The organism is Amycolatopsis sp. YIM 10 (genome assembly GCF_009429145.1).
Lineage (GTDB): Bacteria > Actinomycetota > Actinomycetes > Mycobacteriales > Pseudonocardiaceae > Amycolatopsis.
Window position 1 is genome coordinate 1,350,001 of the sequence record NZ_CP045480.1, and the last position, 13,699, is coordinate 1,363,699.

The window sequence follows — 13,699 nt, forward strand, 5'->3', positions numbered from 1 at the left end:
TACTAACCACCCAAAGCGCAGGCTGGAGTCTTCGGACAAAGGTCTGTTGTGGAGCGTGGGGCCTGATTCTGTAGTAGTCAAGTGATGGGGTGACGCAGGAAGGTAGCTCCGCCAGTGAATGGTAGTACTGGTGTAAGCGTGTAGCCCGAAGTGTAGGTAAATCCGCACTTCATGAGGGTGAGACGTGATGCGTAGCCGATTGAGGTGAAGTAGAGTGATCCTATGCTGCCGAGAAAAGCCTCTAGCGAGTGCGTGCACGGCCCGTACCCCAAACCAACACAGGTGGTCAGGTAGAGAATACTAAGGCGATCGGGTGAACTGTGGTTAAGGAACTCGGCAAAATGCCCCCGTAACTTCGGGAGAAGGGGGGCCAAACATCCTGAAGTCCCTTGCGGGCTAGGGGTGGGTGGCCGCAGAGACCAGCGGAAAGCGACTGTTTACTAAAAACACAGGTCCGTGCGAAGAAGTAATTCGATGTATACGGACTGACGCCTGCCCGGTGCTGGAACGTTAAGAGGACCGGTTAACTCCTTTCGGGGGGTGAAGCTGAGAATTTAAGCGCCAGTAAACGGCGGTGGTAACTATAACCATCCTAAGGTAGCGAAATTCCTTGTCGGGTAAGTTCCGACCTGCACGAATGGCGTAACGACTTTCCGGCTGTCTCAACCACAGGCCCGGCGAAATTGCATTACGAGTAAAGATGCTCGTTACGCGCGGCAGGACGGAAAGACCCCGGGACCTTTACTATAGTTTGGTATTGGTTTTCGGTTCGGTTTGTGTAGGATAGGTGGGAGACTGTGAAGCGCTCACGCTAGTGGGTGTGGAGTCGTTGTTGAAATACCACTCTGGCCGGATTGGGAATCTGAACCTACGCCCATGATCTGGGTGAGGGACAGTGCCTGATGGGTAGTTTAACTGGGGCGGTTGCCTCCCAAAGAGTAACGGAGGCGCCCAAAGGTTCCCTCAGCCTGGTTGGCAATCAGGTGTTGAGTGTAAGTGCACAAGGGAGCTTGACTGTGAGACTGACAGGTCGAGCAGGGACGAAAGTCGGGACTAGTGATCCGGCACCACCTGGTGGAAGGGGTGTCGCTCAACGGATAAAAGGTACCCCGGGGATAACAGGCTGATCTTGCCCAAGAGTCCATATCGACGGCATGGTTTGGCACCTCGATGTCGGCTCGTCGCATCCTGGGGCCGGAGTAGGTCCCAAGGGTTGGGCTGTTCGCCCATTAAAGCGGCACGCGAGCTGGGTTTAGAACGTCGTGAGACAGTTCGGTCCCTATCCGCCGCGCGCGTAGGATACTTGCGGAAGGCTGTCCCTAGTACGAGAGGACCGGGACGGACGAACCTCTGGTATGCCAGTTGTCACGCCAGTGGCATGGCTGGTTAGCTACGTTCGGAAGGGATAACCGCTGAAGGCATCTAAGCGGGAAGCCTGTTCCTAGATGAGGTATCCCACCCCTTTGTGGGTTAAGGCCCCCAAGAGACGATTGGGTTGATAGGCCAGAAATGGAAGCGCAGTAATGTGTGGAGTTGACTGGTACTAATAGGCCGAGGACTTGCCTACAAAGACGCTTCGCATCCACTCTACGGCTCTGAAACACCACACCAGAGCTGATGTAATGCCAGCATGGTGTTTCGTAGTGTTTCGGTGGTTATAGCGGTGGGGAAACGCCCGGTCCCATTCCGAACCCGGAAGCTAAGCCTGCCAGCGCCGATGGTACTGCACTCGAAGGGGTGTGGGAGAGTAGGACGCCGCCGAACTTAACTTAGTGATAGACAGAGCGTGGCTCTGGACCTGATGAGGGTCCGGAGCCACGCTCTTTTTTTGTGCCTGCACGCCGGTATTTCGCTGGCACGCCTCCGGCTCCCGCTGTCACAGTGGCGGGGTGGAAGCCCGAGTGCACACCAGTTTCGAGACCTTCGCCGAGCCGGCCGCGGCCATCTACGGTGCTGATCCCGTTCGCCACACCGGGGCGTTGACGGCGGTGGCGAGTGCGCGCAGTCGTCGACAGGCCGAAGCGATGGTGACCGTGCACAACGGCGACCGGTTGCACGGGGCACTGGTCGCGGACAGCGGCTGGCCCGCCATGGTCAGCGGATTGCCCGCCGATGCGGCGCAGCTCGTGGCCGATGCGCTGGTCGAGGCGGACGTGAAGCTGCCCGGTGCGTCGGCGCCCGTGCCCGAGGTCGAGGCGTTCGCCCAGGCGTGGACCACGAACCTCGGCATCACGCCCGAGCCCGGCTTCCGCCAGCGCGTTTACGAACTCGGCACGCTCGTCGAGCCGCAGGGTGTCCGCGGGGAGTTCCGCCTGGCCGACGCCGGCGACACCGACATCCTGTTGCGCTGGCGAGCTGCGTTCCTGGCCGAAGCCGTCACCTACGTGCCTCCCGAGAAGGAACCCGAGAAGGTGCTCGCCGCTCAGCTGGCGGCCGGGAACGTTTTCGGGCTGTGGTGCGTGGACGGCGAGCCGGTGTCCATGGCGTTCTCCCGGTTGCCCGAGGCCGACATGACCAGGATCGGCTTTGTGTACACCCCGCCCGAGCAGCGCGGCCACGGATACGCGGCCGGGGTGGCCGCGGGTATTTCGCGCCGGGCGCAGCAGGCGGGCATCAAGCACGTCACCCTGTTCACCGACGACGCGAACCCGGTCAGCAACCGGATCTACCAGCGCCTCGGCTACCGGTACGTGGACAGTTATCTCGAGGTGAAGTTCACCGGGGAACCGCTGCGGCACTGACTACGGCCTGCCCTACCTTGGTAGGTATGGAACCGACGCGCTTGCTGGTCATCCAGCCCGACGAGTCAGACCCGATCGGCCCGCTCGGCGACTGGCTCACCGACGCCGGAGCGGAACTGGACCTCCGGCTTCCGCCTCGCGACTCCCTGCCGGAGAACCTTGACGGCTACCGGGGGCTTGTCGTGCTCGGCGGCGGTATGGACGCCGAGGACGATCGCAACCACCCGTGGCTCGCCGACGTGCGCCGGCTGCTCGCGTCCGCCACCGGCGCCGGTCTGCCGACGCTGGCGATCTGCCTCGGTGCGCAACTGCTCGCGGTGGCCACCGGTGGCACGGTCGGCCGATCCGAGCACGGCGCGGAGATCGGTGCCCGGCTGGTGTCCAAGAAGGACGTCGCCTGGATCGACCCGCTGTTCGCCGAGCTGCCGCTCGTACCGGATGTCATGCAGTTCCACCAGGACGAGATCCGGCGGCTGCCGCCGGGAGCCGAACTGCTCGCCTCGGCACCGTCCTACCCGAACCAGGCATTTCGCCTGAACCGCTGTGTTTACGGCGTTCAATTCCATATCGAGACCACCCCCGAGGTGGTGCTCGACTGGGCGCGCGACGCACCCGAGCTGGCGGCGCTGGCCCGAGAGGGTGCATTCGAAATCGAGACACTCACCCAGGTGCACGCCGACATCGCCGAAACGTGGCGGCCCTTCGCGGAGCGGTTCGTCCGTCTGGCGCAAGGGCAGCTGGAACCGGCCGCCGATCCGACCCGGACATTGCCCCTGGTATAAGACAAGGTTGCGGCCACATATCCGGCGCCTTAACGGCAGGCGACCAACGTCAGGTACGTTGCGCAAGTAAGCCGTAACCGTGGTCGGAGGTCGGGGTGGACCCCACGCTGCTCATCATCGTCGTGGTCACCACGGCGTTGGTCTTCGATTTCACCAACGGGTTCCACGACACAGCGAACGCCATGGCGACCACCATCGCCACCGGTGCGCTCCGGCCCAAAACCGCCGTCGCGCTGTCCGCTGTGCTGAACCTCGCCGGTGCTTTCCTGTCCGTCGAAGTCGCCAAGACGATTTCCTCCGGCCTGGTGGACGAGACCAGAATCGGGCCGGAGATCATCTTCGGCGGCTTGATCGGAGCCATCGTCTGGAACCTGGTCACCTGGTTCGCCGGGCTGCCATCGAGTTCGTCGCACGCGTTGTTCGGCGGGCTGATCGGGGCGACCTGGGTGTCCGTCGGCACCGACGGTGTCCGATTCGGACGGATCCTCGAGCGGGTCGTGCTGCCCGCCGTGGCGTCGCCGGTGATCGCCGGTCTGGTCGCCGCGGGCGCAACGTACCTGGTTTACCGTTTCCTGCGCGGGAGAACGGGCGGCTCCGGATTCCGAATCGGACAGATCTTCTCGGCTTCCGCGGTCTCGCTGGCGCACGGCACGAACGACGCGCAGAAGACGATGGGCATCATCACGCTGACCCTGGTCAGCGCGGGCAGCCTCGCGCCGGGATCGGCGCCGCCGACCTGGGTGATCATCAGCGCCGCGCTGGCGCTCGCGCTCGGGACCTATCTCGGTGGCTGGCGGATCACCTACACCCTTGGCAAGGGCCTGACCGACATCGAGCCACCGCAGGGCTTCGCCGCGCAGACCAGTTCGGCCGCGGTCATCCTGACCTCGTCGCACTTCGGCTTCCCGCTGTCGACCACGCACGTGTGCTCGGGTGGCGTGCTGGGTTCCGGTGTCGGCAGGCGTGGTGCGCCGGTGCGCTGGCGGCTCGCCGGTCGCATGGTGCTCGCCTGGATGCTCACCCTGCCCGCCGCCGGGATCGTCGGCGCGATCGCGGGCAAGATCTCCTCGCTCGGCACCGCGGGCACCATCGGCGTCGGTGTGGCCGGCGTACTGATCGGGCTCGGCATCTACCTGCTCTCGCGGCGCAAGCCGATCTCCGCCCACAACTTCCACGTGCCCGAACCCACGCCCGCCGACCTCACCCCGGATCGCCTGCCCGCCTGAACGGGCTGGCGCCCCGGTGGAGGGGCTACGGTTGGGGGCGATGGCTGATCGATCCCGCTCGAAAGCGTCCGTGGCGCGCTTCGGTTTCACCGACGACCGCGCCGTGGAACAGTTGCGCGCTGTCGGCCTGTGGTCCGAGACGGGCCCGGCCGAAGGTGCCGACGAGGTGCTCCACGCCTTGTCGCGCGCGCCTGACGCCGACCTCGCCGTGCACGGCCTCGACCGGCTTCGCGAGGTCGACGGTGCCCGCTGGGCGGAGCTGGCTGACGCCCTTCGCGAGAACTCCTTCCTTCGCGGGCGGTTGCTGGCGGTGCTCGGCACTTCCAGCGCACTGGCGGACTTCCTGGTCGGCGCGCCCGACCAGTGGCGGAGGCTGACCGACCGCAAGCTCACCGCCGAGGAGAAGTACACCGAGGAACTGGTCGCGGCCGTCGAGGGGCTCGGCGGTACCGAAGCCGAGCAGGCACTCCGCGCCGGTTACCGCGGTCTCCTGCTGGAGATCGCCGCGGCTGATCTCGGGCACCTCGTCGATCCCGAACTCGGGGCGTCGTCGTACGCCGAGATCACCCATCGGCTGACCGCGCTCGCCGAGGCCGCGCTCCGCGCCGGACTGGTGATCGCCGAGTCCGAAACGAACGGTCCCGAGCGGGCCAAGCTCGCGGTGATCGCGATGGGCAAGTGCGGTGGGCGGGAACTCAACTACGTCAGTGACGTCGACGTGGTTTTTGTCGGAGAGGGCGACATCCAGGTCGCCACCCGGATCGCCAGCAAGATGATGGGCGTGGTCGGGAAGGCGTGCTTCGAAGTGGACGCCGCGCTGCGGCCGGAGGGCAAGGCGGGCGCGCTGGTCCGCACGCTCGACGGACACGGCGGCTACTACAAGAAGTGGGCGCGGACCTGGGAGTTCCAGGCGTTGCTCAAGGCCAGGGCGGTGGCCGGTGACGCCGAACTCGGGCAGCAGTACTGCGAACTGGTCGCGCCGATGGTCTGGGCCGCCGCGGAACGGGAGAACTTCGTCGCCGACGTGCAGCGCATGCGCCGACGGGTCGAAGGGCACGTTCCGTCCGAATTGGCCGAACGCGAGCTGAAGCTGGGCCGCGGTGGCCTGCGTGACGTGGAGTTCGCGGTGCAGCTGCTGCAACTCGTCCACGGCCGGGTCGATCCCGACCTGCGCTCGTCGTCCACTATGGAGGCTCTGGCGGCGCTCGGCGAAAGTGGTTACGTCGGTCGCGCGGACGCCGCCGAGTTGGAAGGCTCGTACGAGTTCCTGCGCACGATCGAACATCGGCTGCAGCTCAGGCGCCTGCTCCGGACGCACCTGTTCCCCGACACGTCGGAGACCACGGAACTGCGCTGGCTCGCCCGCGCGAGCGGCATCCGCCCGTCTCGTGGCCGTTCGGAGGCCGATGCGCTCGTCGCGGAGTTCAAGCGGCACGGCCAGCGCATCCGGCGGCTGCACGAGAAGCTCTTTTACCGGCCGCTGCTGGAATCGGTGGCCAGGGTGCCGACCGGCGCGCTGCGGCTGACCACCAAGGAAGCGGCGAGCAGGCTCAACGCGCTCGGTTATGCCGCGCCCGACGGCGCGCTGCAGCACATCAAGGCGCTGACCTCCGGCATGTCCCGCCGGGCGTCGATCCAGCAGACGCTGCTTCCGGTGTTGCTCGACCTCCTCGCCGACACGCCGGATCCGGACGGTGGCCTGCTCGCTTACCGGAAGGTTTCCGAGGCGCTCGCGGAAACGCCCTGGTACCTGCGAGTGCTCCGTGACGAGGGCGCGGTCGTCGAGCGGCTGGCGTTCCTGCTCGGTACGTCGAAGTTGGTGCCGGACCTGCTCGTCCGCGCGCCCGAGGTGCTCCAGCTGCTCGGAGCGCCGGATCGGCTCGCCGGGCGTTCGCCGCGCGAGGTCGCCACCTCGTTGCGCGCGGCTGTCCGGCGCCAGCCCGGTCTCAACGCGGCGGTCACCACGGCGCGTTCGCTGCGGCGGCACGAACTGCTGCGCGTCGCCAGTGCCGACCTGCTCGGCCTGATGGACGTGGTCGACGTCTGCGAAGCGCTGTCGAGCGTGTGGGCGGCGGTGTTGCAGAGCACGCTCGCGGCCGCGACGCGGAAACGGGTTGCCGAGCTGGGTGCGGAACCCGCGGTGATCGCGGTCATCGGCATGGGGCGCCTCGGCGGTTCCGAACTGGGTTACGGCTCGGATGCCGACGTCCTCTTTGTCTGCGAGCCGGTCGAGGGCGCTTCCGACGCCGAAGCGGTGAAGTTCGCGTCCTCGGTCGCCGAGACCGTGCGGAAGGTGCTTGGCGCGCCGAGTTCCGACCCGGCTCTCGAGGTCGACGCGAACCTGCGGCCGGAGGGACGCAACGGCCCGCTGGTCCGGACACTCGAGTCGTACCGGGCGTACTACGCGCGATGGGCCGAGGTGTGGGAGGCGCAGGCCTTGCTGCGGGCGCGGTTCGTCGCGGGGGACGCCGAACTCGGCGAGCGGTTCATCGCGGCGATCGACCCGGTGCGATACCCAGCCGAAGGGCTGGACGCGGTGAAGGTGCGCGAGGTGCGGCGGATCAAGGCGCGCGTCGACACCGAGCGGATGCCGAAGGGCGCCGACAAGACGACTCACACCAAGCTCGGGCGCGGTGGCCTCGCCGACGTCGAGTGGACGGCCCAGCTCGCCCAGCTGCGGTACGCGCACGAGTTCCCCGGCCTGCGCACCACTTCGACGGTGGAAGCCCTGCGCGCGATGGCGCACGCGGAGCTCGCCTCGGAGGGTGACGTCGAATCGCTGGTCGAGGCGTGGTTGCTGGCGACGCGGGTGCGGAACGCGGGCATGCTGGTCCGCGGCAAGGCCGTCGACCAGATCCCGGGCAGCGGGCGCGAACTGTCCGCGGTGGCCATGGTGTTCGGTTACTCCGCGGACGACGACCCCGGCGAGTTCCTCGACCTGTACCGCCGCACCACCCGGCGGGCGCACGCCGTCGTCGAACGCCTCTTCTACGAGCCGTGACCGGCGGCGTGTTTAAAGTGTGGGCGTGACCGAGCACGAGAGCTTCAAAGTACGGATCAAGGTGCGGCACTACGAGCTGGACACTCTTGGCCACCTCAACCACGCCGTCTACCACTCGTACGGCGAGGTCGCCCGGCTCGAGCTGATGGAGAAGGCGGGGGTGCTCAGCGCCGGCATGCGCGAGGCCAAGCTCGCGGCCGTCCTGCTCGAATCGCACATCATCTTCCGCCGTGAACTCCGCGCCGGTGACTCCGTCGACGTGAGCTGCGAGGTCAAGTTCGGCAGCGGCAAGACCTTCCACATGGACTCGAACATCCACAAGGTCGACGGCACGCTCGCCGCCGAGATCACCTGCACGCTGGGGCTGATGGACCTGGACCGCCGCAAGCTGGTCGACGACCCGCGCGGGCGGATGGAACAGGCCGGGATCGACATGGACGTGCTGCTCGGCGGCTGACCCCGGCGGAAATGAAAACACCGGCGGCAAGAGTGGTGTCCACTCTCACCGCCGGTGCGGACCGGTAGCCGGCCTGGCTTACACGTCGTAGTAGAGCGAGAACTCGTACGGGTGCGGGCGCAGGCGCAGCGGGTCGATCTCGTGCTCACGCTTGTAGGAGATCCAGGTGTCGATCACGTCCGGGGTGAACACGCCACCTTCGAGCAGGTAGTCGTGGTCGGCCTCGAGCGTGTCGAGCACGGTGCCCAGGTCGCCGGGGACCAGCTTGACGTCCTTGGCCTCCTCGGGCGGAAGCTCGTAGAGGTCCTTGTCGATGGGGTCCGGCGGCTCGATCTTGTTCTTGATGCCGTCGAGACCGGCCATCATCATCGCCGCGAAGGCCAGGTACGGGTTGCCAGAGGAGTCCGGGCAGCGGAACTCGGCGCGCTTGGCCTTCGGGTTGTTGCCGGTGATCGGGATGCGGACGCAGGCCGAGCGGTTGCGCTGCGAGTACACCAGGCTGACCGGCGCCTCGAAGCCCGGCACCAGGCGGTGGTAGGAGTTCACCGTCGGGTTGGTGAAGGCCAGCAGGCTCGGGGCGTGCGTGAGCAGGCCGCCGATGTAGTGGCGCGCGGTGTCGGACAGGCCCGCGTAACCGGACTCGTCGTGGAACAGCGGCGCGCCGTCCTTCCACAGCGACTGGTGGCAGTGCATGCCCGAGCCGTTGTCACCGAAGAGCGGCTTCGGCATGAAGGTGGCGGTCTTGCCGTTCTCCCACACCGTGTTCTTCACGATGTACTTGAACAGCTGCAGGTCGTCCGCGGCGTGCAGCAGCGTGTTGAACTTGTAGTTGATCTCGGCCTGCCCGGCGGTGCCCACCTCGTGGTGCGCGCGCTCGATCTCGAAGCCGGAACCGGTCAGCTTCTGGACGATCTCGTCACGCAGGTCGGCGAAGTGGTCGACCGGCGGGACGGGGAAGTAGCCGCCCTTGAACTTGGTCTTGTAACCGCGGTTGCCGCCCTCTTCGTCGGCGCCGGTGTTCCACCAGCCTTCGACCGAGTCGATCTCGTGGAAGGAGCCGTTCTCCGCCGAGTCGAAGCGGATCGAGTCGAAGATGTAGAACTCGGCTTCCGGTCCGAAGAAGACGGTGTCGGCCACGCCGGACTCGGCGATGTACTGCTCGGCCTTGCGCGCGATGTTGCGCGGGTCGCGGCTGTAGGGCTCGCGGGTGAACGGGTCGTGCACGAAGAAGTTCAGCGACAGCGTCTTCTGCTTGCGGAACGGGTCGATCCGCGCGGTCTCCGCGTCCGGCAGCAGCAGCATGTCGGATTCGTGGATCGACTGGAAACCGCGCACCGACGAGCCGTCGAAGGCGAGGCCCTCCTCGAAGGCGTCGTTGTCGAACGCCTTCGCCGGCACGGTGAAGTGCTGCATCACGCCGGGCAGGTCGCAGAACCTGACGTCGACGAACTGCACGTCCTCGTCGGCGATCAGGCGCTGGATATCGTCTGGAGTAGTGGACACCCTCGGTAACTCCTTCATAATCTCGTTGCCGGCGGCCGTGCCTTTGTCGCCGCACCGCGTTCAGAGCGTGATGACGCGAGCGCTGGTACACCTCGCGCGTTACTCTCTTCGGCTCACGCTAAAAGCGCGGTGTTGCCCGACCGTCACCCGTATGTTTCGCCGGTGTTAACGGGTGGGGCGATATCGGATAGTCGACCAGGGCGGACGTGGTGCGCGCCACCCGCATACCCTGGATGGGTGGCGAGATGGACCGGAGAGTGGCTGCCCGGGGCCCGCGAGGCGAGCGGAGTCGACGACGGGCAGAACCAGCGGTGGCGCGGCGAGCGGCTGGGCCTGCCGGAGAGCGGCCCGGGTTCGATCGCCGCCGGTGGCCGTCGCCTGGTCGGGCTGCTGATCGACCTCGCGCTCGCGTCGCTGCTGACCTCGCTTTTCATCCAGCCGCAGTTCGCCGACGCGGCGGTGATGGAGTCCTACAACCTGTGGAGCGTGGTGGTCTGGGCGGTGATCACCATGGTGCCGGTCTCGTTCTTCGGTTTCACCCCGGGCATGGCGGTCGTCGGCATCCGGGTGGCCCGCCTGGACGGCGGTTCGATGGTGGGCCTGTGGCGCGCGGTGGTGCGCGGGGCGCTGACCTTCGTCATCCTGCCCGCCGCCCTGCGCAACGTGGACGGGCGCAGTCTGCTGGACCGCGCCACCGGCACCGCGGTGCTCCGCCTCCGCTGAAGGTTTCGCGCAAAAAAGGGGAGCCCTCGCAGGTGAGGGCTCCCCTTTTGCTTCCAGCCTCGGCCCGGTCTGACGGTTCGGCCTCCGCTCAGGCCTCGCGAGCCTTGCGGCTCGACCTTCTAGCAGCCCCGGGCCCTCGCGGCTCGAGCAGCCATGCGGGCCAGCAGCAGTGTTGCGGCCTCGGCCGCCCGGCCCTGGCGGTTCGGCCTCCGCTTTCGCTCGGCCTCTCAGCCTGGCGTCAGGCGGCCTGGTGCCTGGCGACTTCGCGCCTCGCGGCCCGCGTCAGGCTGCCTGGCGGGCGGATTGCGGCTTCGGCCTCGTTCGAGGTCGGTCAGCGGCGGCGGATCGTGCGCTGGACGTTGCGCATCTTGGCGCCCTGCGGCATCGGGCCCTTGGGCAGGGCGGCCCCCCGGTTGCCGAGCGCGGCCAGCTTGGCCTCGAGCGCGTCGACCTGGGCGGGCTTCAGGTTCCGCGGCAGCTTCATCAGGTAGTTCTGGAGCCTGCGCAGCGGGACCTGGTTCTCCTCGTGACCGATCACGATGTCGTAGATCGGGGTCTCGCCGACCAGCCGCGACACACGCTTCTTCTCCTGCGCGAGCAGGCCCTTCACCCGGTGCGGCGCACCCTCGGCGACGAGCACCACGCCGGGTCCGCCGAGCACCCGGTGCACCGCGTCGAGTTGGGTGGTGGCGGCCACCGTCTGCGTCACCCGCCACCGGCCGCGGAGGTTGTCCAGCGCCCAGGCGGCCGCGCCCGGCTGACCGTCGGCCTTGGAGTAGACGGTCTTCTGTACCCGCCTGCCGAAGATGATCACCGCGGCGAGCACGCCGAGCATGATGCCGATGGGCAGCAGGACCCACTGCAGGTCCAGCAGGAAGCCGATGCCGAAGACCACGCCGGTGACGACCAGGATCGCGCCGACCATCCACGGGATGAGCGCCTTGTCCTCGCGGCGCTGCATCTTGAACGCCTCGAAGATCTGACCGCGCCGAGCCTTGCTCGCCGCGCGCTTTTCCTTCTTCGCCTGCTTGGCGGCTTCCTTGTCCAGCTTTCCGGCCATAACCACCAGGATACGGGCGGGCCGTCGGGGAGCATCTGCGAGGATGCGGGAGTGGGTAGTGCATCCGTCTCCGAAGCCAAGCCAGGCCTGCTCGACGGGCTCGACCCCGAACAGCGCGCCGCCGCCGGAGCGCCACGCGGCCCCGTCTGCGTGCTCGCCGGGGCCGGTACGGGCAAGACCCGCACGATCACGCACCGTATCGCTCACCTGGTGCGATCCGGTCATGTGGCGGCTGGTCAGGTACTCGCTGTCACCTTCACCAACCGGGCCGCGGGCGAGCTGCGGGCCCGGCTGCGCGGCCTCGGGGTGGAGAGTGCGCAAGCCCGCACGTTCCACGCCGCCGCGCTGCGCCAGCTCCGGTACTTCTGGCCGCGGGTCGTCGGCGGGCCTCAGTGGGACCTGATCGAGAACAACAAGCTCCGGCTGATCGGCCAGGCCGCCAACCGGGCCGGGCTGGGCACCGAGATCGAGGTGCTGCGTGACCTGGCCAGCGAAATCGAGTGGGCGAAGGCCTCGCTCGTCGTCGCCGAGGACTATCCGGCCGTCGTCACCCGCCTCCGCCGCGACACGCCCGAGCCCGCCGACCGGATCGCGCAGGTTTACGCGGGTTACGAAGAGCTGAAGAACAACGCGCGCCTGCTCGACTTCGACGACCTCCTGCTGCACACCATCGCCGCGCTCGAAGAACACAGCGCGGTCTCGGAGGAGTTCCGCGACCGCTACCGCTGCTTCGTCGTCGACGAGTACCAGGACGTGACCCCGCTGCAGCAGCGTTTGCTCGACGCCTGGCTCGGCGGTCGTGATGATCTGACGGTCGTCGGTGACGCCAACCAGACCATCTACTCCTTCGGCGGCGCCTCGCCGCGGCCGCTGCTGGAGTTCACCCGTCGCTTCCCCGACGCCACTGTCGTCCGGCTGGAGCGCGACTACCGGTCCACTCCGCAGGTGGTGGCGCTGGCGAACAAGGTGATCGGCGCCGCCCGCAACCGTCCTGCTGGTTCGCGGCTGCGGCTGATCGGGCAGCGTCCGGACGGTCCCGAGCCGCGGTTCGCCGAGCACGAGGACGAGGCGACCGAGGCCAGTTCCGTCGCCGCCCGCATCCACGACCTGCTCGAACTCGGCGTGCCGGCGAGCGAGATCGCGATTCTCTACCGGGTGAACGCCCAGTCGGAGGCGTACGAACAGGCGCTCTCCGAGCTGAACATCCCGTACCTGGTCCGCGGGGGCGAACGGTTCTTCCAGCGCAAGGAGATCCGCCAGGCGGTGATCGCGCTGCGCAGCGCGGCCGCGGCCGGGCAGCGCGGCGAGTTCGTCGACTCGGTGCGCGCGGTGCTGGCGCCGGTCGGTCTGACCGAGCAGCCGCCCTCCGGTGGCGGGGCCGCCAAGGAGCGCTGGGACGCGCTGCTCGCCCTGGTCGAGCTGGCCGAGGAACTCGCCGCGACGGTGGAAGGGGCAGACCTCGACCGCTTCGTGGCGGAGCTGGAGCAGCGGGCCGCCGCCCAGCACCCGCCGACCGTCGAAGGGGTCACGCTGGCTTCGCTCCACGCGGCGAAGGGCCTCGAATGGGACGCGGTGTTCCTGGTCGGCCTCGCCGAGGGAACGCTGCCGATCCAGCACGCGGACGGCGACGAAGCCGCGATCGAGGAGGAGCGGCGCCTCTTCTACGTGGGCGTGACCCGTGCGCGTGAGCACCTGTCACTGACCTGGTCGCTGTTCCGGAACGGACGCAACCGACGCCGCAGCCGGTTCCTCTACGGCCTGCTGCCCGAGAACCACCCGGCCGCCCGTGTCGCGCGGAGTGCGCAGGTGCGGTCCACCGGCCAGCGGCAGGCCTGCCGGATCTGCGAAGGCCCGCTGACCGGCACGATGGCGATCAAGCTGGGCCGATGCGACCGTTGTCCGTCCACCGTGGACGAACAGGTGCTGGACCGGCTGAAGTACTGGCGCGGAAATCGGTCGCGCGAACTCAAGGTTCCTGCTTTTGTGGTGTTCACCGATGCCACGCTGGTCGCCATCGCCGAGCAGTGCCCGGTCGACGAGAGCGCGCTCGTGTCGATCTCCGGCATCGGCCAGACCAAGCTCGAACGGTTCGGCGCGGAGATCCTCGCGGTGGTCCGCGAAGCTGTCGGCTCGTAGCCGGACCGGCGCGCTCGGTCACCGGCGAGTTTTCTGGCATAAGCCCAGTTCAGCGCCCTTTTTCGCCAGT

Annotated in this window: 9 protein-coding genes and 2 rRNA genes (1 of these 11 cut by a window edge); 9 read left to right on the top strand and 2 right to left on the bottom strand. The window is 67.5% G+C overall.

The window, feature by feature from the left end; genetic code table 11:
- The 7 genes from YIM_RS06580 to YIM_RS06610 form a co-directional block, all read left to right on the top strand.
- Positions 1 to 1,567 (top strand): 23S ribosomal RNA (locus YIM_RS06580); it begins 1,553 nt to the left of the window's first position.
- A gap of 80 nt (positions 1,568 to 1,647) precedes the next feature.
- Positions 1,648 to 1,764: ribosomal RNA gene (gene rrf, locus YIM_RS06585) — 5S ribosomal RNA — on the top strand.
- 125 nt (positions 1,765 to 1,889) lie between these two features.
- On the top strand, positions 1,890 to 2,741 hold the full coding sequence (locus YIM_RS06590) for a GNAT family N-acetyltransferase (protein ID WP_153029483.1): 852 nt from the start codon (positions 1,890 to 1,892) through the stop codon (positions 2,739 to 2,741).
- A gap of 26 nt (positions 2,742 to 2,767) precedes the next feature.
- Positions 2,768 to 3,523 carry a type 1 glutamine amidotransferase gene (locus YIM_RS06595; protein ID WP_153029484.1) on the top strand — a complete coding sequence of 252 codons (756 nt, stop codon included), beginning with the start codon at positions 2,768 to 2,770 and terminating at the stop codon, positions 3,521 to 3,523.
- Between the two features lie 95 nt (positions 3,524 to 3,618).
- Positions 3,619 to 4,749, top strand: coding sequence for an inorganic phosphate transporter (locus YIM_RS06600; RefSeq protein ID WP_194240061.1), 1,131 nt, complete (start codon positions 3,619 to 3,621; stop codon positions 4,747 to 4,749).
- A 40-nt stretch (positions 4,750 to 4,789) separates the two neighbouring features.
- Positions 4,790 to 7,750, top strand: coding sequence for a bifunctional [glutamine synthetase] adenylyltransferase/[glutamine synthetase]-adenylyl-L-tyrosine phosphorylase (locus tag YIM_RS06605; protein WP_153029485.1), 2,961 nt, complete (start codon positions 4,790 to 4,792; stop codon positions 7,748 to 7,750).
- A 25-nt stretch (positions 7,751 to 7,775) separates the two neighbouring features.
- Complete coding sequence (locus YIM_RS06610; RefSeq protein ID WP_194240062.1) at positions 7,776 to 8,207, top strand: thioesterase family protein; 432 nt, start codon at positions 7,776 to 7,778, stop codon at positions 8,205 to 8,207.
- A 78-nt stretch (positions 8,208 to 8,285) separates the two neighbouring features.
- On the opposite strand, the gene glnA is transcribed toward YIM_RS06610, so the two are convergent.
- On the bottom strand, positions 8,286 to 9,710 hold the full coding sequence (glnA, locus tag YIM_RS06615; RefSeq protein ID WP_153029486.1) for a type I glutamate--ammonia ligase: 1,425 nt from the start codon (positions 9,708 to 9,710) through the stop codon (positions 8,286 to 8,288).
- A gap of 237 nt (positions 9,711 to 9,947) precedes the next feature.
- On the opposite strand from glnA, the gene YIM_RS06620 reads away from it, so the two are divergent.
- Positions 9,948 to 10,433 carry an RDD family protein gene (locus YIM_RS06620; RefSeq protein ID WP_153029487.1) on the top strand — a complete coding sequence of 162 codons (486 nt, stop codon included), beginning with the start codon at positions 9,948 to 9,950 and terminating at the stop codon, positions 10,431 to 10,433.
- Positions 10,434 to 10,764: 331 nt separating this feature from the next.
- Here YIM_RS06620 and YIM_RS06625 read toward each other — a convergent pair whose 3' ends face one another.
- Positions 10,765 to 11,493 carry a DUF4191 domain-containing protein gene (locus tag YIM_RS06625; RefSeq protein WP_153029488.1) on the bottom strand — a complete coding sequence of 243 codons (729 nt, stop codon included), beginning with the start codon at positions 11,491 to 11,493 and terminating at the stop codon, positions 10,765 to 10,767.
- 51 nt (positions 11,494 to 11,544) lie between these two features.
- Between YIM_RS06625 and YIM_RS06630 the strand changes: the two genes are divergently transcribed.
- On the top strand, positions 11,545 to 13,629 hold the full coding sequence (locus YIM_RS06630; protein WP_153029489.1) for an ATP-dependent DNA helicase UvrD2: 2,085 nt from the start codon (positions 11,545 to 11,547) through the stop codon (positions 13,627 to 13,629).
- Positions 13,630 to 13,699 lie beyond the last annotated feature (70 nt).

Excerpts from the sequence above, each read along its gene's own strand:
- YIM_RS06625 (WP_153029488.1), bottom strand. The coding sequence starts at position 11,493 with ATGGCCGGAAAGCTGGACAAGGAAGCCGCCAAGCAGGCGAAGAAGGAA.
- YIM_RS06595 (WP_153029484.1), top strand. The coding sequence starts at position 2,768 with ATGGAACCGACGCGCTTGCTGGTCATCCAGCCCGACGAGTCAGACCCG.
- YIM_RS06605 (WP_153029485.1), top strand. The coding sequence starts at position 4,790 with ATGGCTGATCGATCCCGCTCGAAAGCGTCCGTGGCGCGCTTCGGTTTC.